Origin of the sequence: Gorillibacterium timonense (assembly GCF_001457415.1) — a bacterium.
Taxonomy (GTDB): Bacteria; Bacillota; Bacilli; order Paenibacillales; family NBRC-103111; genus Gorillibacterium; species Gorillibacterium timonense.
The window spans coordinates 478,142-500,844 of record NZ_LN881724.1 but is presented as its reverse complement, the minus strand read 5'-3'; the positions used below and the strand labels follow the sequence as shown (position 1 = coordinate 500,844).

Below are 22,703 nucleotides of genomic sequence, written 5' to 3'. Positions count from 1 at the left end.
GAAGTCCATGAAATCGCTGTCTAACAAGCACAGTTCGATTAAAGTCATGGCTCAGCGCCTTATATAGAATATCAGGGTGTAATCCATCATCTTCTTGGATTACCTCTATGAACGATTAGCCTTACTATATCACTTGGCTGGTGCGAAAAGGCCTTTAATCAAGGAATCCCTTTTGAGACAGCAGGTCTTGTGTGGCATTCCATAGCTTCTTTTGCATAGCGGGATCACCTCCAGGAGATACGGGCTTAAGCGGATTCCCGGTTCCCACGTTGAAGTACCCTCCTGTCACCTCTTGATAGCTTGAGTCTACGATTAAGCGAGTCATGATTTCAGCACCCCTTCGAGGATCTCCGATATGAAAAAGATTCAAAATACGTGCAAGGACAGATGCGAATCTGAGTTCCCGTCCAAGACCGGTGACATTGAATCCTGGATTCAAGGCGTTAACACGGATCCCTGTCCCCTCCCATTGTCGAGCCAGCTCCATCGTGAACATGATATTCAACAGCTTGGTTTTTCCATAAATAGGGGACGAGCCCCGTGCAGTAAAGGGCTCCGTATCGGTTAAATCCTCAGGTAGCTTTAATATGCCGTGGTTGCGCGAGGCTTCCGAGGCAACGTTGACCACACGGGCCTTTCCCGCGTTTTGTAAGGATGGTTTCAAGACATGCGTCAACAACCAGGGCGCTAAATAGTTGACAGCGATCATTTCCGGTAATCCTTCGGAGGTGACGTGCGGCTTAAAGGCATGAATACCCGCATTGTTCAAAAGCGCATCGATGACCGGGTACGCCGCTGCAATTTCATGGCCAACTCGATTAACATCGCTCATTAACGACAGATCTCCGAAAAAAAAGTCGACCATCGCCGAAGAAGTGGTTTCCTGGATGATCTTCTTTGTTGCTTCCGCGCGCTCTTTGCTTCTGGCTGTCAGAACCAGACGAAAACCGCGTTTCGCCAGTTCAATGGCCGCAATCTGTCCCAGGCCGCTGGTGGCTCCGGTTATGACAACAACTGGATGTTTCAGCATGATCATTCTCCTTTATGTGATACAATATTCTAAACAAGAAATTCGAAGAAACGGTGTCAGATCCTCAATTTAATTGATATATGTCCACTATAGTGATTTAATGGATATATGTCAATCATATTAAGGTGTTATTTTTGACGAACGGAAAGGTGAATCATGATGGAGCATTCTCAACCCAATAATGAGCCGAGAGAGCAATTGGAGATCGCTTTAGGCCAGCAGCTTAATGCTCTTATTAGCACTGCACATGCACTCAACGTCAAGGCTGCTGCGCGGTTCGATTCGTCTTTACAGCCTGCTGCTTTCCACATTATTCGTTGGCTTTACTCTTATGGGCCAACAAGTGCTGCAGCCTTAGCGGAATCAACGGCTATGGATCGCAGTTCCGTAAGCCGCCTTGTCAAACAATTGGAGTCGCTTGGGTATGTGAGAAAGGATGCCTCTCCTAATGATGGCCGAGCCATTCTTCTTTCGCTCACGGAACGCGGACAGCAGCAGACCATTCATGCTCTCAAAGAAAAAGAGTCCGCTTTTTTCGAACGACTCTCAAACTGGAACGATGCGCAACTTCATGAATTCATCCAAAATCTCCGACAATTTAATGGATTTTCGAGTTAGCCCAACGCAAAAAAGAATGCCCCAAACCAAATGGCGTTCTTTTTAACATGAATATTATATAGAACCAATAGTGACTTACTCAGGATTATTCTACATGATATACTAAAACTAGGACTTAGATGGAAAAAGGAGGGGACTCGCCATCATGAAAAAGATCCATGAAATAGTTGCGAATCGTGCTGAGGTAGAAATTTTCGAAATGCCCACTATGAAATTGGTCGGACGTGAAACCCGCTGCGGCGGTCCTGATTTTCTTCGCAACAAAGCAAATGAGTTATGGGAAATTATTCTTGAAGATGGGTCTTTTGAAGTGATTAAACGTCTTCCATCCATCATTCCTGGTGCAATTATGGCTTGGACAGGTAATTATACAGAAGAGGATCATACTTTCAGCTATATCATCGGAAAGTTTGTACCTTCGGATACTCCCGTTCCCAAAGGATTTACAGGGCGGATTCTACCGGAAACCTTTATTGCCAAAGGGATCTACGGTCAAGAATATTCGATGATAGACGTGTATAAAAGCTGGGGATACACACAAAATTATGATCTTTTTGGATGGAATGCCGAAGTTGCTTTCGAAGATGATCCGGATGAGCCTGATTGGCTTCACTTCTGCGAGAAAAAGCTCTGGACATCGATCTCACCGGTTAAGAAAATCTAGCGGACTTATTATCGCAAAAGTTCGTGGTTAATAGTCTTTGAGATACCATGTTGGTATAGGGCTCTGCATATTGTCGAACCATTTCAATACATCCTGTGAAAGCTTCAATGTGACAGTACGACCAAAATCAGATGTAACCGCCCAGGATGAAAGTAATGACAAAACAAGAATAACGATATAAAGGGCAAGCAGCTTAAAAAACTCCATTGGCGGTTCACCATCAAAATAGCCGTGTAGTTGCCCCGTTGCAAAATGAGGACTAGCCATCGCACTCCAAACGATACCATTAAATTCATTCCACGGGTCGCCAATGCGATAACGTTCGAAATCGATAATGACCAAACCGCCGTTTTCATACATCATGTTTAACACATGATAATCGCCGGCGAGAAAGCATTGTGGACGGTTTTTCAATAAATGGCGGCTACTCTCGACATAAGCGAGAATAGGAGCATCGCCGTCAACATGCAAGCCACATGTGTGATAGTCCCGTACTATCCTATCGATTTCACGGTTAAAGCTTACTGCCCATTCCTCATGTGGTTCCTCTAGGGGTATCGTATGTATCTTTTTAGCGATTTTTCCTGACTGTAGCCCCAACGCATATTGCTCTGTTTCAGATAGCAAGGTTTCTGACGACAAGGGCAATACGGTTTCTAAATCTACGCCGTCAATCCAGCTTTGAATGGAATAAACGCCGTCATCGCAAGTGCCGAACTCTATAGGAAGGCACATGGGAATACCCAGAGCGGCGATCTGTTCCATGATGGAAAAGAGCATTTTCTTTGCTTCATACTGGGAAGCTGGCGAAATTCGGAGCAGGTATTTTACTCCGCTTATTGTTGTGACACAATATTTTTGATCTTCCGACCAGCCTTTTGTTATCGGTTCCTTCTTTATGATCGATTCATATACTTTTCCAGTGGACATAGCCTGCTCCTTAAAAAGAATGGATTGCCACGCATATGCTGATGGTCCTCTAATGAAACTTACCTACATCCTTCACGTATATCCCCTAGTTTCCTATTCTAACAGAGAAAACGATAGAGAAACCTATAGACTATCGTAGAGGTCACGTGTATGTCGGTTTTAAGGAAACGAAAGTGGATTTTATGGTTGTCCGCTTTAGTCCTTATCATTGCAATTTCACTTACCATTTTCCTGCAAATCATCATTCATTCGAATGTACCAGAGCTTGCAGAAGGAAGCATGGAACAGCGGTATGCAGAGCAAGGAAGCTATCCTGTACAGGTAGAAGAAGTTAAGAGTACGATTGGAGAGGCTTTATATCGAATATACTACCCCGCCTTTCAAGGAGACGAATCCTACCCTGTTATTTCCTGGGGAAATGGAACAGGTGCCACGCCGGATCGTTATGATGAGCTCTTAACTCATCTTGCTAGCTGGGGATTCATTGTCATCGATTCTTATAGCACAACAACAGGAACAGGCAAAGAGATTTCAGACGCTATTGATTATTTGATAAATGAAAATCAACTAGCAAACAGCTTGTTTTATCAAAAAATACAAACGGAGCAAATCGGTGTGGCCGGACATTCTCAAGGGTCTACTGGGGTTATTAATGCTCATACCAACTTCGCAAGCGGATCGTTGATAAAGACGGTTGTATCCATCGCTCTCCCGGCTTTGAAGTATGCGGATCCAGAAGATGTATACGATACATCACGTATTACCGCTCCTTTCCTCATTATGGGCGGCACACGTGATTTTCTAATCTCACCGGTATCAACGAATAAATTAGCCTTGCACACTACTAACGCAAGTACGCCCGTTATGATGGGGATGGCCAAAGGGGCAGCTCATACAGCGATTGAAGGCAATGGTGGCAATCATAGAGGGTACTTGACGGCTTGGATGAGGTATTGGCTGCTTGATGATCAGGAAGCCATGAAGGCCTTTCATGGAGATGCTTCCGAGATGATGCAGAATCCAAATTGGGAGGACGTTCTCCAAGCCAATATGGATGTTCAGAGCATTCCGTGAGAACATCCCCAACATAATGGGTCCCCATCAAATGAAAAGCCGACAGCTTGGATTGAATTGGGTCATCGGCTTTGAGAAGATCATAATGTACTACGCCGTAGTTCATAGAAATACTGCACAATCGGGTGCTTTACCTTCATCTTGTCGGACATGTTTAAAATCCGCTTTTTTCCAACTCTTTTGTCCACTATGGCTAAGATATTCAATAAGATATCCGTACTCTCCAAGCTTTCCTCTATAGAAATCGATAAAAACTTAGTAGCGACAACGGTAAAATTGGATCTGCTTAATGATGCCTGTGCGGACAAGAGCTCCTTGGCAAGCTCTGTTAGTTTTCTGCTTCTTGCCATTACTAGTAATCGATCCTCCGGAGCTTTTCCTTTGGTTTCTTTTCGGATCGCTTCGATTTCTTCCTTGCTGATTGGGATCTGGATATCCGGGTCGTTCTTAACTTCCTGCTCTGTCTGATACCATCGGATTGAGTTCGTTCGATCACTCATATTGAGCACATTCTTTTTATCGACAACAAGATAACAAATCCCTGATTTATCAGGTACATAGCGGTAACTGGTTGCGCCGTATTCGACTCTACCCTGTAATGCAGGACTGAGAAAACTCTCCAGCTGCTGCTTCAATTTGCTCCAAGACATGGTTCCTCCTACTTCTCAAAGCCTGCTCCCGTATTTACGGCTGTCAGGCCTTCAAACTAATTATTTTTATTAAGTCTTAGTGTTTCCAGTCTTTTTGCCCGCTTAAACGCTTCTTGTAAAAACTCCTTTGCCGTTAAATCCTCGTAATCCCAATTCATTGCCTCGATTGCGATCGCTCCTGAATAATTCGTTGCCGCAATGTTCTTCATGGTGGTGGACCAATCCGTCGTTCCGGCAAAGGGTAATCCGTGTTGAGCATAATCGGGAACCGTACATGATCAAGATCAGTCTATCATGATTCACCCTCCAAGAAGAAGTAAATTCCCATAATTTACTAGAAAAAGAATTAACAGACCCAGTCTCTTTCGTTGCATGAGGCTCAGCTAATCGTAGCAGCCAATCCTCCATGGGTACGAAAAAAGATGATTCCTGTGCCATACTGGAATCACCTTCTGTCCATTCCTTTTGAAAAGTGCCCCAAGCTTTATGATTCCAAGCTCATCCACAGAGCGGGACGAACTCCGCCGCTGTTATCGCCTGTTGAAGGATGAATCGTGTTGCTGCTGTAGCGGAAGGTGCCGTTCCCCTGAATGCCTATATTGCCGTCGCCGTGGATATATACAGCTCTTCTATTGTCACGCCCGGACGACCGAAGCCACCACCACCATACATACCCATCGAATGTCGATCTTCGCTTGTTGTTGTTATTGTCTTTCCTTTGAAACCAGTACCGTTGTTTGGCGCTGCGGTTTTCAAGGTTTGTACTGCTGTCACCGAAATATTTGCACACTACTTCTTCAATGCTTAGAAGAAATATGTAATCCCGAGTATCTTCTCCGCCTCTTGAACCGTACCACTGATTGTCGTGGTTTTTATTCAATACCGGAATGATTCTTGACTGCTCGGCCGCGGTGAATTTGGTATAAAACTCACCGTTAAGATATTTTCTCAGCGAGCAGTCAGCCCATGTCACATCACCAGCATAATTATTATAGGGGTGTTGTTCGATCATGTATTCCGTTATAATCAAGGCCGCATTGCCTTGTATATCAAGAATGCGCCAATGATAACCGCCAAATGGCACGATTGAGCCGATACTTAACTCCCTCATTCTCTTTCTCCTCGTAAAAAATAAATTTCTGGTAGTTCGGTTTCAATGCACCTACGAGAAGCAACTGTTCATTATCTTCGCGACAACTTCTGATTTGTCTTTTCTTGCTAATATCTTTTCTGTTCTAGTGGCATCCTTGTAAGCATACATTGCCATGAATGTTCCTCCTTACGATAGCCGAATTTTCGACAGGAGTGAGGAGACAGAGTAGTTGTTAAAAATTCTATTTTGCATAGTCAACCAAATCCATGCCAGACTTAATATTGTGTTCAATACCCGTTAATTTGTAACCCATTTTTTCATACAAGTGACATAGTTTCGTTTCCTGTTTTATCGTATCTAAAACCCATTTTTCAGCTTCGGGATATAAAATTTCTGCATACTGTATAGCTAATTGAGCATATCCTTTATTTTGGAATTTCGGTAAAATGAACATTTGTGAAAGTCTGTATGTAATCTCATCTAAACGCTGTATGCGGATATACCCTATGTTTTCGCAATCTAAAGCAATTAGATATTGGTCACATCTCAATAACCTCCTGATAATTTTATTATTTCTTCGACATCAACACAACACTCTCAACCTGTGTTGAGCTGACAGGGAGTACAGACAATTAATTCGAACAGGAATGGCATTCGCCCTTACCTTTATTGGCGCCTATATCGGGCGTCTTTTTTGCGTGGGGAATGTGTCATGAACGCCTTAGGACGACTTCCTAATCGTTTTATAGGAACTAAAAGAGAATCTAAGAAAGATACAGATGATCATCTTCGAGCGTTTAAGCGACAAATTGATAAATTTGCAAGGCTAGACATCGAAGATGATCGGGTTATGAAACAACTGCTTCAACAACTTATTCACAAACTAGAAGTTCATATGGATGGCTCAATAAAAATCCACTATAACATTACACGCCCTCATATTATTGGGGCTTAGTAAAAGAGGGGCTTAATCGCTAGCCCCTCTCCATTTTAGTAACACTGAGCATTCCACATGACTCGTATGCGTAATATTGCGATACTACTTTAATTGATCTTTATCATACATCTCGATGACAGACTTCGCTTGCTGAACTATTTTTTCAATCAAATATTCTGGTTCTACCAACTTCATCGCCCCCCCGAAACCAAGTACGTAAGTGACGGCTTCCTGCTCAGTGTTAAAATTTAATGTCACAAGAACCGAGCGGCCCTTTAGCTGTACATCTTCAGACACTTTCTCCACAAACTTATCCGTAAATGTCAAACGGCCCATGATTGTTGGATCTGCCAATACCTTCACTTCGTAAGACGGCAAAGATTCAGTAAAATCGAGTTTACTTTGCTTCCAATAATCACTCAAGTTAAAGTGCTCAGGTCTCGTAAATCCTTCATGGGCAGCTTCAGCCTGAATGATTCTTGATAATCTAAAATTGCGGTATTCGCCATTCTCATTTAATGCAACTAAATACCAAGCACTTCCCTTCGACACCAAACCCAAGGGACAAACAACTCTATTTGAGCAGACACCATTAGCCTTTTGGTACATAATATTAAGCTTCTTTTCCTCCCATAAAGCTTGCTGAACGATAAGCAGTGTTCTATTTCTAACTTTGGAGGACTTCCACGAGCCTGTATCTAAATAGATCTTCTCTAGATACTGCCGGCCTTCTTTATTGGTTGAACTAGGCAAAGAAGCCAGCAGCTTCTGGCGAATATCTGACCCATACGACTGAACTCCCAAATCTTCCAGCATTTTTTCAGAGGGAAGTATAAATAATGCCTTCATATCCTCTAGTTTCAAACCACTCAGTTGTGATTGAAAATGATCCATTAGCCGCCATCCTCCAGTTTTTCCCCGATCAGCTACAACAGGTATCCCTGAAAGGCTCAAGGCATCCATATCACGTAAAATAGTCCGATCCGACACTTCAAGCTCGCTAGCCAGCTTTTTTGCTGTCATTTGCCCATTGTTTTGTAGCAAAATCATAATACGAATAAGCCTGTCAGCTCTCATATTGTTTCACCTCTACTTCACTTCAAGAAGCTTTTATATATGACAAGAGATGTCGTCATTATAGATTACAATGATAAGAAGCACAATAAAAGGAGGCTGATGAAATGAACTCTTTACATGGGAAAGTTGCTTTAGTTGCCGGGGGAACAAGGGGAGCCGGGCGCGGCATCGCTGTTGAGCTGGGAGTAGCCGGAGCAACGGTTTATATCACAGGACGAACCACAAGAGCTGAACGTTCCGAATACAACAGACCTGAAACGATTGAAGAAACGGAGGAGCTTATTACTAAGGCAGGTGGAAGAGGCATCGCTATAAAAACAGATCATTTGATTCCCGAACAAGTACAAGCATTGGCGGAACGCATTGAGCAAGAGCAAGGACGACTAGATATCCTTGTGAATGATATTTGGGGAGCTGAACATCTGGCTGAATGGCATGTGCCCATATGGGAGCATTCATTGGAAAAGGGACTGCGCATGCTGAGGCTTGCTATAGATTCTCATTTAATTACGAACCATTTTGTACTCCCCCTCTTAATTAAAAACAAAAATGGGCTGATCATTGAGATGACAGATGGAACATTCGAATATAACCATAAAAACTACAGAATATCGATGTTCTACGATCAAGCCAAAACATCTATTATTCGTATGGCCTGGGCGCTTGCTCGAGAAGTTCAGCCTTATCAATGCACGGCTGTTGCACTGACTCCCGGTTGGATGCGTTCAGAAATCATGCTTGAACATTTTATGACGAACGAAGAAAACTGGCAGGAAGCCGCCGCGAAAGAACCCCATTTCCTAATATCAGAATCACCGCGTTATGTAGGGCGTGCAGTCGCAGCTCTTGCCGGAGATCCCCAGGTCGTGCGCTGGAATGGACAATCCCTTTCAAGCGGCGAGCTCGCACAGATCTATGGCTTCACTGATGTTGATGGCTCACAACCCGATTGCTGGCGCTATCTTGTAGAAGTAATGGAAGCAGGAAAACCTGCGAATGTTAACGGCTACAGATAAAAGTTTGGAATCCACTGGTATTATGGTTATTAGGGGTCATACAGGGAAATGCGAGTCGGGTGAATAGTGCTGGCATCTCCCTGCTACCCATAAGCAAAACAATTGAGCGATACTGTCACATCTCATTTTCGAACCATCAATATGACCGACTCCACATGACTCGTCTGCGAGAACATATCTTCGTTTATGGTTAGTTTGATTTAGAAGAGGATTGAAGAAAAGGGGTAAGAAACGCCTTGGGAATATCGGTTTCGAAACGCAATGTCTGACCTGTTGTAGGATGGATAAAAGCTAACACTTGAGCATGAAGACCAAGTCGTTTAATTGCATTTGACTTCGAGCCATATTTTTTATCCCCTACAATGGGATGTCCTATGTCTTGCATGTGGACTCGTATTTGATTTTTTCGCCCTGTTTCAAGTCGGACCTCCGATAAGGTAAAGTTGCTATTGGATTGTATGACTTTATAATGGGTCACAGCGTGTTGACCGTCATTCGGACGATGACTGGAATACATTTTCAGTGTGCTGCTTTCTTTCAACCAAGAAGAAATGGTGCCTTCCGTTTTCTTGATCTTTCCTTCAACCAATGCAACGTAGGTACGTTCCTTTACGGTGTCGTGCCAGGAATTCTGAAGCAATTGCTGAACCCTCTCGCTCTTGGCGTACATCATCACACCGGAAGTATCTCGATCCAGACGATGTACGACAAAAACCCTGCTTCTAGGATCTTTAGCTCGAACATGAGTCATTAGCTGCCGGTAGGCTGTCATATCGTTTTCTTGAGGGGAAGCGATCGACAGCAAACCGGCATTCTTCTGAATGACGATGATATCCTCGTCCTCATGCAGGATAGATAGCCCGACGAACGGTGATTCTTCAACAGCCTTATCCTTTCGAATGGTAACCGTTTGTCCAGGAACAAGGGGACAATTGTATTCTGTCACTACCCGATCGTTGACCGTTACTTGCCCGCGGGCTAATATGGCCTTAACGGAGTTTCGACCGAGTTTGGATTGTTTCTGCAATAAAAAAAGCAGCAGTTCCGTCGGTTCTTTGACCGTATATTGACTGATATTGGGACGATTGACTTTAGAGTAGTTCGTATTTTTCTTATGCATCATCAGGACCTCCTGCTTCAGTTGGCTAGTGAACAATACTCAACCTGGTTCGTCTGCGGGAACATATCCACGGGCTGCACCGACTCGATCCGATACCCGCTGTCCAGGAGCACCTTGCAGTCCTTCGCCAGCATCGAAGGGTTGCAAGAGACATACACGAACCGCTTCGGCTTTACGCGGAGTACGGTGTCGAGGAATCGGCGGTCGAGGCCGGTTCGGGGCGGGTCCGCCACGATCACGTCCGGTCGAAGACCGGCTTTGGCCCAGCGGGGGAGGAGCTCCTCCGCTTCGCCTTCGAAGAAGGACACGTTCGAGCGGTGGTTGAGCTCTGCGTTGCGCTTGGCATCCTCGACGGATTCCGGGATCACTTCGATACCGCGCACTTCACGGGCATACGGAGCGAACCACAAGCCGAATGTGAAGCTTTCGATGGATATGCAGCCTGCGGTTTCGATGCTTTCGTGTTCGGGGTTCCCTTGCCCTGCCGCCGTTCGTTCATGCTCATGCTCCGTCCTATAGGGTGTCGAATCCACTATATCATGTGCGTTCCTGGGAAGCCAGAAAGAGAAGCTGGGCAAAGCCTCCATCCATCGGCGCTCGCCAGTTGTGTTATCCCTATGGGTGACCGCTCTTGAATTGACATTGCTTTTCATTGTAACTATAATGGTTACAACACAAGGGTGAGCTTTCACAAGCCCCCCATCAACAGACGGCAGCAATCCTACTGCTCAGATGCAGGAGTGCAATAGAGGCAGATGGGCCGAATACGCGGACGCCTCTATGCCATTTACAAAACCAATAGAAAGCAGGTAATCCAAATGAAAATTGCAATTATTGGAGCAGCAGGTATGGCCGGACGAGCGGTCTATCGGGAAGCCGCCGAACGCGGACACGATGTGGTTGGAATTGTGCGGAATGCGGATCGCGCTAAGGAAGTTCTAGGCAGCGACGCCAACTTGCTCGTGAAGGATGCCTTCGAATTGCAGCAGAGCGATCTCAGCAGCTTTGATGTGGTGGTCAATGCGTTCGCAACAGCGTCCGACAAAGCCTATCTGCACGTCGACCTGACCGCGAAGCTTGTCGCGATGTTCCGGGAAACTTCAAGCCCTCGCTTGTTCTTCATTCTCGGAGCAGGAAGCTTGCTGGATCAGAACGAACGTCCCTTCGTTGAAACCATCAAAACCTTGCCCGGCTCGGAAGCATGGGTGTCCATTCCGGTTAACCAATTCAAGCAGTTGGAGTTCCTGCGCCAGGTGGACAATGTGAATTGGGTTGGAGTTTCGCCTTCCGCCAGCTTCGTGGTGGGAGAAAAGCATACCCCCGTGATTGGCCAAGATCACCTCTTGACAGCAGCCGATGGTAAATCGCATACGACTAATGGAACCATGGCTGTCGCAGTTCTCAACGAAATCGAAAAGCCGACAGTTCTACGGGCTCGCTTTACCGTATCGGATTAATCCTCCCTGTACGAGTAGAGGATGGGATTCTGTAGCCGAAAATTTGAATCTCCTGAAGAAAAAGGTGCGTAGAAGCGACTGCGCGCCTCTTTCTTATACCTATTTGCCTCCATGACTCCTCCTCCCTTTCCTCTTTCCCCTTACCCTATTTTCCAGTGGTAACCCGTAGACGATAGCTTCCAGGTCTAAAGTCCCTTTTCCATTATCGAAAATGACTAAAAGACTTCGTCGTTCCTGCCGATAACAAAACCAGGGTCTATCTACCCATGTGAAGAACAGTAACACGATTGCTTGATTTTCGTTCCTTACCACGTCGAGAGGATGCCGCCCATGCCCCAGAAATCGCAGTTCAATTTCCATTTCGTAACCAAAATCAATTTTTACATCCTGCTCGCCTGCTGTTTGATCTTCGCCCTCGAAGCTCCGTTCATGCACGGACGTGAAATCGGCTTTCGCATCTCTGCGATTATGCTCGTGACCTGCTTAATCGGAGCGATCGTCTACTTCGCCCATCTGAAGAAGCTTCTTCCGGAGATCATCGTCGGAACTCTACTCTCACTCGCGCCAACTGCCATTGCTCTCGTCCTGCTCTCTTACGAACACGGAGCATTCCGCTTCTTCCTGGTTTTCCCGGCGACTCTCGTCTCCTCCGCCTTATACTTCCGCAAGGATATCTTGATTACTTATACCGTATGCTTGAACGTCCTCCTGATCGGATTCCTCCTCATCGATCCGGTCTCTGTAATGGGCTCCAATTGGGAAGCCAGCGATTTTATCGTGAGGCTCGTGTTGCTTGATGCGACTGGTGTCTACCTGTTTTTCCTAACCCAATGGGGCAAACGCTTGATTGACGCAAGCGCACGCAAGGAACAAGAAGCGGCCGAGCTGTATGCCTCGCTGGAAAAGACAATGGAGGAGATCCGCACCCGCACTGAGCAATTGAATACCAGTGTGAGCACCAGCAACGACAACATCACAGGAACACGCGAGGTGAGCGGAACCGTCGTTCTCGCCGTCCAAGAGATCGCACGAGGGGTCGAGCAGGAAGCAAGCAGCTTGAACAGCATCAATTCGTCCATCGGAGAGGTGGATCAGATCGTCCGGGGCATCCACGAATCCTCGCAGCTGACTCGGAACGATTCGGAGCATATGAACGTTCTTGTCGGTCAAGGCTCAACTGCCGTTACCAGTCTCTACGAGCAGATCACCGTCGTGCAGGGAGCCATTGAATCCGCTCTGAACACGGTGACCGAGATGAACAACCGCATGAGCGAAATCACTTCGATCTTGCTCTCGATCTCATCCATCTCCAGACAGACCAATCTCTTGTCTCTGAACGCCGCGATCGAATCCGCGAGAGCCGGAGAGGCCGGTAAAGGCTTTGCCGTCGTCGCTTCCGAAATCCGCAAGCTCGCCGCTATGACCAGCGAAATGACCGAACGCATTCAAGGCATTGTTCACGAGATGGTATCCGTCAGCCAGAATGCTCTCACTGATGTGCAAAAGGGCCATGCCGCCTCCGAGCAAGGAGCATCCATCACCATTAACTTCCGCAAAGGCTTCCAGGTCATCGAATCGACCTTCATCGAGATCTACCAGCGCATTCTCAAGGAATCCGAGCAGATCGACGAGATGAACCGCGAGTTTGTCGCCATCCGCGATCAGATCAGTGATATCGCCAGCATAACGGAGGAACATTCCGCCACCACGGAAGAGGTGCTCTCTTCCATCGAGGAGCAAAACAGCCGGATCGTCACCCTTGACCGGGAGATCGCGGAAATTCGTACCGTAAGCGATAAGCTGAGTGAGATGAGCCGCAGCGCGGGATAGAGAGCTGTCCGATAAGCATGGATGCTGGAACTACTCAAGCCTCGGCTGTTGCCCCGGCGGATTTGACTTTAACGGAAGCAGCAGCCGCTAATCAGCGCAAAATAGCACTCTTCTTCATCTAAAGGAAAAGGATGCAACTATTCTACTTAATTCGGCGTGATCATCGGAGATTCGCCCCCCATAGCAGCGTGCAGTTCCGTTAGAATTTCAAACCCTACTTATTGGCGATATAACGGCCGTGGCCGCCATTAGAAAAACAACACCCGAGGAGCCTTGAGGTATCTCCCTAAGAATTGACATTGATCATCTGGTACGTTGTCCACCTTAATCGTGTGGATACAAGGCGGCGTCAAACGGTATGAGAAGTGATGAGATAACCACGGTTTTGATTTGACAGCGTACTAGGGAGGTACTCCCCTTATCGATCGGTGGCTTTCGCACACCCAAAAGGGGTCCCAGAAGGACGCAATTGATCCGAAAAGGGAGCGAATCAAGCCTTTGACTGTCACCGCTTGATTCACCCCTCTACCTCGTCATTCCAACGATCAGGAAGCTGTACCCAAACCGATGGAAACGACTTTTAGGACAGCCCCTTATGGGTTACAAGAGTTTTTGCATAACATCTTGTAACTAAAATTGCTGGTAGCGCTTTCAAAACAATCATGTTCCTGTCTCTTTTACGAGTGTCGCCCGTTATATTCAACGTCTCCATAGAATCGGCATCTTGTCTTTGAGTTTGGATTGTATTTTCGGAAATAGTAGTAGTCGTCGCAGTATCTTCCGTATTTATAATCATACACCGTTCTTTTTTCAAATAGGTTAAACCCACATTTTAATGCCGTTTGATAGGATGCCGGATTATCAATATCCATAACCACAATGAGGTAATCATAGGGATGGGTAGTGAACAAATAATCGGTTACCGCGTTAGCTGCCTCTGAAGCGTAGCCTTTTCTGCCGTATTCCCCCCTCATCATCCAACCAACCTGGGGTTCATTAAGAAATTTAGCGTCTGATAACGTTATAACACCGATAATCGTAAGGCATTCTTTAAGAACAACCGCATATAAAATCTCCTCTTCGTATTTACCCGTTCCTTTTACGCTGTCGTAATACATAATCGCCTCTCTGATATCATCAATAGTAGCATCACGCTTAATGAGGCTTGGGACAAAATCCATTACCTGTTTATCGTATTTAATTTTCTCTAAAGCGTCCGCGTCCTCTAAAACAAAATCACGAATGATTAATCGTTCTGTTTCTAAGTACATTTCAATTCCCTCCCACATCAGATAGAATCCTACTTCTACTTATGAAAATATCGCTCCATTTCAACAACATCAACGTATTTTACATTTATAATGATTTTATCTGAACAACAACTACCGTCGACTTCTCGCAAAAATATGTAATTCCATGTATAGAACACAACCGTTCCGAGTTGATGGTACTGCACAAGAGCTGCTCAAGCTTACTGCAAGTTTATAGCAAGTGGACGTCAAAAAAACCAGCAAAGCACTGCCGGGAATCCGGAGGCTTGCTGGCTTTATCATTTGGCTCGAGGAAGCATTTGCACTTCCGAAATCAGGACGGCTTGGCTTGCTCAACGGCCGGACAAATGAAGAGCTACTTCTGATGGCTCGGCCGTTTCCCATTTGGCTGGCGCGAACCCGGAGCGGGCTTTGGATCGGGCCAGATCCGAGCAGCCGGAACCGGCTGGCGGTCCTGTGCGGGCGCAGAGGTACGCGCCTTTGCTGGAGCCGCGGATTGCCGCTCCGAGCTGGAGCCCGGCTTCCTTCCATTCGCCGACTGCTGAGCGTGGCTGGAGCCTGCCTTCATTGCACCTGCCGACTGCCGCGCGGAGCCGGACTTCGATCCGGCAGAGGGCTGCTGAACCGAAGCGGGACGAGCTTTTGCGGATGCCGCTTCGTTATGCGGACGCTCCTGCTTCGGTTTTGCCTTGCCGCCGCCAGGGTTGCCGGGTGATTCCTTCACCGACTTCACGGAAGCCGCCGCCGGACCGCCCACTCCCTGCTGCTTCTTCCCGGATTTCGCCGGTCGCGGCGAAGCCTGATTCCGGGAGGCATCCGAGCCGCGTCGGCCTCGAGCGTTCCGCGATCCGCCCTGCGGCGCTGCATCCGTTGTAGGCACCGGCTCCAGGTTCACCATCGGATACGGATGATCCTTCACCTCGGGAATGAGCTTGCCGGTCAGCTTCTGGATGTCCTTGAGGTAAGGAAGCTCTTCCGCTTCACAGAACGAGATCGCTACTCCGCTGAGGCCCGCCCGGCCGGTCCGTCCGATCCGGTGGACATACGTCTCCGGGATATTCGGCAGGTTGAAATTCACGACATGCGACAGCTCTTCGATGTCGATGCCTCGCGCGGCAATATCCGTCGCAACCAGAACGCGGGTAGCCCCGCTCTTGAAGTTGCCCAGCGCCGTCTGCCGGGCGTTCTGCGATTTGTTGCCGTGGATCGCCTGCGCAGATATCCCCGCTTTGGTAAGGTCGCGGACAACACGGTCCGCTCCGTGCTTGGTCCGAGTGAAGACGAGCGCCGAAGCGATGGAGCTATCCTGAAGAAGCAGCTTGAGCAGCTTCGGCTTGTTTTCCTTATCCACCTTGTAGAGTCTCTGCTCGATACGGTCCACCGTCGAGGATACCGGATGAATTTCGATCTTCACCGGATTCACGAGCAGTGACTTGACCAGGTTCGCAATCTCCGTCGGCATGGTGGCCGAGAAGAACAGGGTTTGCCGTTTAACCGGAAGCTTAGCAATGATCCGTTTCACGTCGTGGATGAAGCCCATGTCCAGCATGCGGTCCGCTTCATCGAGAACGAGGATTTGGATGTGCTGCAGATCGACATGCTTCTGATTGACCAGATCAAGCAGCCGTCCCGGCGTCGCGATCAGGATATCCGTCCCCTGCTTCAAAGCGAGCTCCTGCGGCTTTTGGGAGACCCCGCCGACCACAACGACCGATTTGATCCTTGTATACGAGGAGTAAGCCTTGAGGTTGTCCGCAATCTGGATTGCCAGCTCACGGGTCGGCGTCAGAATGAGCGAGCGAATCCGGCGCACCGGCCCTGCCGCAACCGGCTGTTGGTTCAATAGTTGAAGGATCGGCAGCGCGAAAGCGGCCGTCTTCCCCGTACCCGTCTGAGCGCAGCCGAGCAGATCTCTTCCTGCCAGAACGGCCGGAATCGATTGCTCCTGGATCGGGGTGGGCGTTGTATAGTTCTCCTTCGCCAAAGCTTTCAGAATCGGGGGAATCAGCTTTAAATCTTGAAAATTCATCGTACTCTCCTTTTATCTATCCGAATCTCTCCTAGGAGCTATCGGTATCTCTTCTTAACGATATAGGTATTGGTTCCACAATTCATTGGCACGCAACAAGTAAGGATACCACAGTTCATCGGCAATAGGAAGAAATCAGGAAAAAAAGTCAGCCATGCTTAGTACAGGAAAGGCCAACCGGAATTCAATCCGATTGGCCTGCTTAGGCAGCTCTTTCATACAACCGCCGATTCTCCATGCAAGAGTTCAACACGAGCTTAGCTTAACTTCAGCTCGATTAGTAGTTCCTCGTCCGGAGAGCCTTCCATGTAGACTCCAGCCAGTTGTCGAACTCGGCGCCCTTGTCCCCTTCATAAGCATCGTAAAGATCCAGCCGCATCTTCTTCAGCTTCTCCTTGAAATCCTCGTAGCTGTGGCCTTCCGGCAAGCTTTTCTTGATGCGCACCAAGGTCTTCATGAGCCCCTTGATCAGATCGCCTTTCTGTCTCGTGGGAGGCTCAACCTTCTCGCCCCATTCCTTCAGGCAGTTGTATGCCGCTTCTTGGACGGTGTAGACCAAATCATGGTTCATGCGATACGTCAATGCCGAAAGGCTCTGCGGGCTCTTGTGCTTGCCCAGTTCTTCCACCGCCGCGAGACGATCCCTCCAGCTGGATGTCCGGTTTGCCGCCGCTTTCAGCTTATCAAAATTCTCAGGCAATCCTGTCTTCGTTTCTTGCTCCAAGCTTTTCACTCCGTTCTGCAATAGTCCAATAAAAAGAAAGAACGCCCTCCGCGGGACGACTCTCTCTGCATTGTAAACATTTCCTGTCCTCACTATACCATGGAAGCGACCGTTTGGTAAGGGCTGCTGCTGGAAGCCATAAACTCGACCGCGTCCTCCGCTCACAAATCCCATTTTCAACAAAAAATCCGCCTCTCCCCATCGAACACCCGAAAGGAGACTGCGGACTTCCTTCACCCCTGCGATTCTTGCCCTTCTTCCCCTTCCTTCTCCGAAAGAGGCGGGGCATTGAGAAATTGCGCCGTCTTGTCATACACGTCGCCATTGCCGACAATGACGAGCCGGTCGCCGATTTGCAGCTGAACATAAGGTCCCGGCGAGATCGTCACGCCCTTGTCGCGGCGAAGAGCAATGATGGTGGCGCCGGTGCTCTGCCATAAGCGAATATCGGCAATCGTCTTGCCGATTACATGCGCACCTGGCCTAATTTCGATCTCTACCGGATTATAAGGCGTCAGGTTGCGCAACCGGTCCGAATAATTAATCACCTGGGCGATCAGCGCGTCGAACTTGGCGTCGGTCTCCTTCTTCTCGCGGAGGAGCTGTTCCAGCTCCTGTCTCAAGGAGTAGGCGGAGCCCAGATAATCGTTGTACCGGTTCAAGTATTCGGACGCCTTTTCCCGGGATTGGATTGTAATCTCCTTGCCCTGCGAGACGTTCAGAATGCCAGCGTCCCGAAGCAGAGACACGGATTTGCGAATCGTCTCCGATGAGACATGATACTGACTCGTAAGCAAGCTTCGGCCTGACAGCTTGGAATTCTCGGGAAATTCTTGATTGGCGATTCTTTGGGCCAAGTCGAGGGCGATGGATTGATAGATGGGCAGGTCGTTCATGACGAAGGTCTCCTCCAGGCGTAACCGTCTGCATATGCTCCTGCCGGGAAGCTGGGCATGCGGATCGGTTCATGGTTCCATTGTAAACCATTCGGCCGTCGGAGGAAAAGAGCGGGAGCCGCTTACAGATTCACAGCTTGTGCAGACGGGGTCTCCTGCTTCATCTGTTGGTATTCCGCTACGATCCGAGCATGAAGAGGATGCTCCGTCCCGATTCCGGTCACTTCCGAGAGCACGCGCTCCACGCCCTTCTCTGCCAGCTCAGCTTGCAGCTTGACCGCTTCCGGATCTTCCGGAGCGGCAAAGCAAAGAGCGGCAGCGATGGTGCGGACTAGTCCCGGGACCTCCATCCCAAGCTCATGCGCCTGCATGGCGGGATAGGTCAACCTCTCGCGCGGAGACAGCTTGCGGATCGGGGAGCGCCCTACACGAACGATCTCATCCGTCAGATCGGGGTTGCGGAAGCGGTCCAGCACCTTGCGAATGTAGCTCTCATGCTTCTCTTGATCCCAGCCATACTTGGCGATCAAGTAGGTTCCCGTCTCCTGCAGCGTCCGACACACCTCTAGAAAGATCGGCGGATGGGCCATCGCTTCCTGGATCGTCCGGAAGCCTTCCAGATACCCGAGATAAGTCGCACAGGCGTGTCCGGTGTTGACCGTAAACAGCTTGCGCTCCAGATAAGGCTCCAGGGAGTCGGCGTAAACGGCTCCTTCAATCTCCGGATAATCGTTCAGCAGAGCGGAGCGGTCGATGACCCATTCGTAGAAGGGCTCCACCATCACCGTCAAGGAATTGCCTGGATGGCTCTGCTTCGGCACAATGCGGTCGACTGCGGTATTGGGAAAGGCGACATACCGATTGGCCTTTGCATGAAGACCCGGACGCAGATGGTCATAGACCATCCGCTTCAATCGGGTGCTCGCTCCGGCTCCATTCTCGCAGGCCATGATATGCAGCGGTCGGGGATGGGCGGACAATCGCAGCTCGATGCCCTGAGCAATGGAGGGAGCGATCTCCTCCAGTGCGCCGATCCCGACTGCCGTTGTGACGACATCCGCCTTCGCGATCGCACCTGCCACCTTTTGCGGCTCCGTCGTGTTGACGGCGGTCACCTTACTGACCATGGACTTGTCGTGTTTGCGGTTCGCCAGGACGACCGGGTAGGCCCCTTTCTTACGCAAGAGCGACTCCTTCTTGACGTTTCGAACAACAAAGCATACCTCGTATCCCGACGCGGACAGCATCGGACCGATAAACCCACGGCCGATGTTCCCCGCTCCAAAATGAACAGCTTTCATCCGTATTCCTCCTCTCCCTCGTACCATGAACCCACATGATGAGATTTACACTTGGCGGCTGAGCGGCTCCGCCATGCTCTTCACGACATCGGTGAAGGCGAGCTGGCCGAGATCCTCTACCCGCCAGCGAGACTCTTCGAATTCCAGCAGCGCGGTAATGCGGTTCGGAGTCACCACACAAGCGATACCCGCTGCCACAGCAGCGCGCATACCATTGGGCGAATCCTCGATGGCCACCGCCTCGTCCACCGAAACGCCAAGACCTTCCAGCGTCTTCCGATACAGGGCCGGATCCGGCTTCACCTTCTCCACATCATTGGCCGTGCGGATGCAGTCAAAGAAGTCGTAGAGTCCAAGCTGCTTCAGATGCCTTTCCACCCATTCACGGTCGGAGCTTGAGGCAAGACCGATCTTGAGTCCCGCCTCCTTGGCTTGCTCCAAGTATTCCCGGACCCCCGGTCGAATCTTCTCTTCCTGCATCAATTCGGTATGCCGCGCGCGGACCACTTTACGCAATTCGTCAGAATCGACGCCCAAGTTGTGATGAGTATTCAAATATTCATATGGATTGAAAGTATGCAAGCTCGTTCCGATACATCCGGAATACAGCTCCAAGCTAAGATCGACTCCATAGGTCTTGTAAATATCGCGGAGAGCGACAAACCAGGCAGTCTCCGTATCAATGATCGTTCCGTCAAAATCAAACACAATCGCTTTAAGCATGATCATTCTCCTCTCCGATTTCGGCGGTAGGAGGTTCACCGCACGATGTCTTGAAATCCATTATATGCAATTCATTCCGAACTAACAACCCACAATTTCTAACATGTTGTTAGTTGATACGCTTTCATTTTACTATTCTTTTGCTTGCAACCGCTCGCATTCTCAGCAAAACTGGAGGATTTCCCAATATTCTGAGAAATTGAAAAAATGGGCTCATTTCGTATTCTCCATTCCCCTAAAATCGCGCTGTAGAAAGCGAATAGAGAAAAGCAGATTCGTTCGATCGCGGAAAGCCATGGAACGAATCTGCTCGGTTTTATACAACAAGAGGACAGCTGCTTGCCATCAGGAATGATGACGCTTCTGTTCGGCAAGCAGAGCCTCTACTTCTGCCGGCGGGATCGGCCTGCTGCACAGAAAGCCTTGGACCATGTCGCAGCCGAGCTCCTGCAAGCGAATCAGCTGCTCCTCCCGCTCGACGCCTTCCGCGACCGTGCACATGCCGATTCGCTTTCCGATCTGGATAATCTGGTCCACTAAAATAGCCTGATTTCGGTCCGATAACAGAGTGTCGATAAAAGACTTGTCGATCTTCAAGGTTGAGATCGGCAGATGGGTCAGATAGCTGAGGGATGAATAGCCCGTTCCGAAATCGTCGAGGGCGATCCGCACGTTCGCTTCTCGCAGCACGTTCAGCTTTGCCACAACCGCATCGTACGATTCAATGAAGAGCGATTCGGTCAGCTCTAGCTCCAGGCAATCGGGACGAAGCCCGTATTCCTGAAGAGTATCTAGCACCTGCTCGCAAAAGTCGGTCTGCATCAGCTGCAGCAAGGAAATGTTGACCGACATCGTCAACTTCGGATACCCCTGATCATGAAGCTTCTTCAACTCGCGGCAAGCGCTTTTCAACACCCAGGTGCCGAGCGGAATGATGAGATGCGTATCTTCGGCTACTTCGATGAATTTGAGCGGGGACACTTCACCGAGCGTAGGGCTCGTCCAGCGCACCAGCGCTTCGAGTCCCGCGACGGCTCCCGTCTTCACATCATATTGAGGCTGGTAAACGAGGAAGAATTCATTCAGATCCCGTGCTTGGTACATGAGCTTTTCAATCGTCATCCGCTCGGTGAAGCGGTCCGTCATGCTCTCGTCGTAGAGCACGCTGGCTCCTTTTCCCGTCTCCTTGGCCCGGTACATGGCGATATCCGCCCGTTTCACCAGCTCCATCATGTCCTGTCCATGATCCGGATAAAGGCTTATGCCGATGCTGAGTCCGATGTGAAACAAGCTCTTTCGGATATCCAGCGCCTTGCGGAACTCGGAAAGGATTCGACCCGCGATCTCCTCGGCATCCGCGACATCCTGAATGCGGGGCAGAAGCAGCAGGAACTCATCTCCCCCGAACTGGTACACGGTTCCTTGCCCGTCAAGAATGGCAACGAGCCGCTCGCAAGCTTTGACGATTAATTCATCCCCGAAGTCATGCCCCATCGTATCGTTTATGTATTTGAAATTATCGATATCCAGGAAAAGAAGAGCCGAACGCCCCCCTCCCGTTTGCAGACCCGCTGCAGCCCGCTCGAACAAGGCAAGCTTGTTGGGCATTCCGGTCAAAACATCGTGGTAGGCCAGATGCTCCAATTTTCGCTCATTTTCGAATAACCGCTCCTGCTGCTCCTCCAATTGCTCGTACTGCATGCGCAGCTCTTCTTCGGTCGCGGTAATCTCCTCGTAGGCCTGCTCCAGCTCCTCATGGGCCAGCACCCTTTCGCGATATGAGCGCTGCAGCTGGCATTCCGTCTTCTTGATCCGCGCTAATGTTCGCCGGATGAGCAGGTACAGGAGCAGTCCGGTCAGCAGGACGAAGAACCAGCCCTTGGCGACGCTGATCGTATTGAGCAGATGAACATCGCTGACCAGAAGAGCGAGGATGCGGTCGGACAACAGGATCCACACCCCTCCGATCAAGACATAGAGGCCTGCAATTCTCAGCGAGCTTCGAATGGGGCTGAACGTTTCGGGAAGATCCGATTCAAGCGGTACCAATTCCGGCATCTGCCTGTGGCCGAATGCCGCCAATTTGTTTCGAAAATCCTTATTCGCTTGCTTTTGACGCATACGCCAACTCCTTTACCGACGGCTTCGGGGTGTCTTTTCACCTATCTTAGCTTGCTTGCAAGATGCGCGACAACGAAATTGGACACACTTTAACGAACAGATTTCCAAAAAAAAGAAGACCCCGGCAGCATGCAGGGTCGTT

At 48.9% G+C, this 22,703-nt stretch carries 22 protein-coding genes and 1 pseudogene; 7 read left to right on the top strand and 16 right to left on the bottom strand.

All coding sequences use genetic code 11. The features are described from left to right. Positions 1-154 precede the first annotated feature (154 nt). The gene (locus BN2684_RS14970) at positions 155-1,030 is read right to left on the bottom strand and encodes an SDR family NAD(P)-dependent oxidoreductase (protein ID WP_058302971.1); all 876 of its coding nucleotides are present in this window, start codon (positions 1,028-1,030) and stop codon (positions 155-157) included. A gap of 156 nt (positions 1,031-1,186) precedes the next feature. Here BN2684_RS14970 and BN2684_RS14965 point away from each other — a divergent pair, with 156 nt between their 5' ends. Then, positions 1,187-1,648: a MarR family winged helix-turn-helix transcriptional regulator gene (locus BN2684_RS14965; RefSeq protein ID WP_058302970.1), complete on the top strand. Its 462-nt coding sequence runs from the start codon at positions 1,187-1,189 to the stop codon at positions 1,646-1,648. Between the two features lie 145 nt (positions 1,649-1,793). After that, positions 1,794-2,312 carry an effector binding domain-containing protein gene (locus tag BN2684_RS14960; protein ID WP_058302969.1) on the top strand — a complete coding sequence of 173 codons (519 nt, stop codon included), beginning with the start codon at positions 1,794-1,796 and terminating at the stop codon, positions 2,310-2,312. Between the two features lie 27 nt (positions 2,313-2,339). On the opposite strand, the gene BN2684_RS14955 is transcribed toward BN2684_RS14960, so the two are convergent. After that, positions 2,340-3,242, bottom strand: coding sequence for an aminoglycoside phosphotransferase family protein (locus BN2684_RS14955; RefSeq protein WP_058302968.1), 903 nt, complete (start codon positions 3,240-3,242; stop codon positions 2,340-2,342). A 150-nt stretch (positions 3,243-3,392) separates the two neighbouring features. On the opposite strand from BN2684_RS14955, the gene BN2684_RS14950 reads away from it, so the two are divergent. Beyond that, positions 3,393-4,316, top strand: coding sequence for a poly(ethylene terephthalate) hydrolase family protein (locus tag BN2684_RS14950; protein ID WP_058302967.1), 924 nt, complete (start codon positions 3,393-3,395; stop codon positions 4,314-4,316). Between the two features lie 80 nt (positions 4,317-4,396). Here BN2684_RS14950 and BN2684_RS14945 read toward each other — a convergent pair whose 3' ends face one another. The 4 genes from BN2684_RS14945 to BN2684_RS14935 form a co-directional block, all read right to left on the bottom strand. Continuing rightward, complete coding sequence (locus BN2684_RS14945) at positions 4,397-4,966, bottom strand: SF0329 family protein (protein ID WP_058302966.1); 570 nt, start codon at positions 4,964-4,966, stop codon at positions 4,397-4,399. 56 nt (positions 4,967-5,022) lie between these two features. Continuing rightward, positions 5,023-5,175, bottom strand: a complete 153-nt coding sequence (locus BN2684_RS23975) for a hypothetical protein (RefSeq protein WP_199825322.1) — start codon at positions 5,173-5,175, stop codon at positions 5,023-5,025. A gap of 275 nt (positions 5,176-5,450) precedes the next feature. After that, positions 5,451-6,077, bottom strand: coding sequence for a DUF6273 domain-containing protein (locus tag BN2684_RS14940; RefSeq protein ID WP_058302965.1), 627 nt, complete (start codon positions 6,075-6,077; stop codon positions 5,451-5,453). Between the two features lie 223 nt (positions 6,078-6,300). After that, positions 6,301-6,609, bottom strand: a complete 309-nt coding sequence (locus BN2684_RS14935; RefSeq protein WP_058302964.1) for a GNAT family N-acetyltransferase — start codon at positions 6,607-6,609, stop codon at positions 6,301-6,303. A 162-nt stretch (positions 6,610-6,771) separates the two neighbouring features. Between BN2684_RS14935 and BN2684_RS14930 the strand changes: the two genes are divergently transcribed. Further along, on the top strand, positions 6,772-7,014 hold the full coding sequence (locus tag BN2684_RS14930) for a hypothetical protein (protein ID WP_058302963.1): 243 nt from the start codon (positions 6,772-6,774) through the stop codon (positions 7,012-7,014). A gap of 84 nt (positions 7,015-7,098) precedes the next feature. On the opposite strand, the gene BN2684_RS14925 is transcribed toward BN2684_RS14930, so the two are convergent. After that, complete coding sequence (locus BN2684_RS14925) at positions 7,099-8,073, bottom strand: helix-turn-helix transcriptional regulator (RefSeq protein ID WP_058302962.1); 975 nt, start codon at positions 8,071-8,073, stop codon at positions 7,099-7,101. A gap of 104 nt (positions 8,074-8,177) precedes the next feature. Between BN2684_RS14925 and BN2684_RS14920 the strand changes: the two genes are divergently transcribed. Beyond that, positions 8,178-9,089 carry an SDR family oxidoreductase gene (locus tag BN2684_RS14920; RefSeq protein WP_058302961.1) on the top strand — a complete coding sequence of 304 codons (912 nt, stop codon included), beginning with the start codon at positions 8,178-8,180 and terminating at the stop codon, positions 9,087-9,089. Positions 9,090-9,279: 190 nt separating this feature from the next. Here the strand turns inward: BN2684_RS14920 and BN2684_RS14915 are convergent, their stop codons facing one another. Further along, positions 9,280-10,209 carry an RluA family pseudouridine synthase gene (locus BN2684_RS14915; RefSeq protein ID WP_187385800.1) on the bottom strand — a complete coding sequence of 310 codons (930 nt, stop codon included), beginning with the start codon at positions 10,207-10,209 and terminating at the stop codon, positions 9,280-9,282. Positions 10,210-10,226: 17 nt separating this feature from the next. Further along, positions 10,227-10,628, bottom strand: a pseudogene (locus BN2684_RS25025) (class I SAM-dependent RNA methyltransferase); the annotation flags it as partial. Between the two features lie 399 nt (positions 10,629-11,027). On the opposite strand from BN2684_RS25025, the gene BN2684_RS14905 reads away from it, so the two are divergent. Together BN2684_RS14905 and BN2684_RS14900 are read left to right on the top strand one after the other, a co-directional pair. Then, on the top strand, positions 11,028-11,666 hold the full coding sequence (locus BN2684_RS14905) for an NAD(P)H-binding protein (protein ID WP_058304567.1): 639 nt from the start codon (positions 11,028-11,030) through the stop codon (positions 11,664-11,666). Between the two features lie 330 nt (positions 11,667-11,996). After that, positions 11,997-13,496 (top strand): methyl-accepting chemotaxis protein, encoded by a 1,500-nt coding sequence (locus BN2684_RS14900; protein WP_058302958.1) that lies wholly within the window; start codon positions 11,997-11,999, stop codon positions 13,494-13,496. Positions 13,497-14,173: 677 nt separating this feature from the next. Here BN2684_RS14900 and BN2684_RS14895 read toward each other — a convergent pair. The 7 genes from BN2684_RS14895 to BN2684_RS14865 all read right to left on the bottom strand — a co-directional run bounded on the left by BN2684_RS14895 (position 14,174) and on the right by BN2684_RS14865 (position 22,561). Beyond that, positions 14,174-14,767: a GNAT family N-acetyltransferase gene (locus BN2684_RS14895; RefSeq protein WP_058302957.1), complete on the bottom strand. Its 594-nt coding sequence runs from the start codon at positions 14,765-14,767 to the stop codon at positions 14,174-14,176. Between the two features lie 355 nt (positions 14,768-15,122). Beyond that, entirely contained in the window at positions 15,123-16,796 is a 1,674-nt protein-coding gene (locus tag BN2684_RS14890; protein WP_082651987.1) for a DEAD/DEAH box helicase, read from the bottom strand. Between the two features lie 277 nt (positions 16,797-17,073). Further along, positions 17,074-17,520 (bottom strand): HEAT repeat domain-containing protein, encoded by a 447-nt coding sequence (locus BN2684_RS14885; protein WP_058304566.1) that lies wholly within the window; start codon positions 17,518-17,520, stop codon positions 17,074-17,076. 233 nt (positions 17,521-17,753) lie between these two features. Next, entirely contained in the window at positions 17,754-18,416 is a 663-nt protein-coding gene (locus tag BN2684_RS14880; protein ID WP_058302956.1) for a GntR family transcriptional regulator, read from the bottom strand. A 122-nt stretch (positions 18,417-18,538) separates the two neighbouring features. Next, a complete protein-coding gene (locus tag BN2684_RS14875) occupies positions 18,539-19,717 on the bottom strand; it encodes a mannitol-1-phosphate 5-dehydrogenase (RefSeq protein WP_058302955.1) in 1,179 nt (392 codons plus the stop codon). 45 nt (positions 19,718-19,762) lie between these two features. After that, on the bottom strand, positions 19,763-20,440 hold the full coding sequence (locus BN2684_RS14870) for an HAD family hydrolase (RefSeq protein WP_058302954.1): 678 nt from the start codon (positions 20,438-20,440) through the stop codon (positions 19,763-19,765). A 345-nt stretch (positions 20,441-20,785) separates the two neighbouring features. After that, positions 20,786-22,561, bottom strand: coding sequence for a putative bifunctional diguanylate cyclase/phosphodiesterase (locus tag BN2684_RS14865; RefSeq protein ID WP_058302953.1), 1,776 nt, complete (start codon positions 22,559-22,561; stop codon positions 20,786-20,788). Positions 22,562-22,703 lie beyond the last annotated feature (142 nt).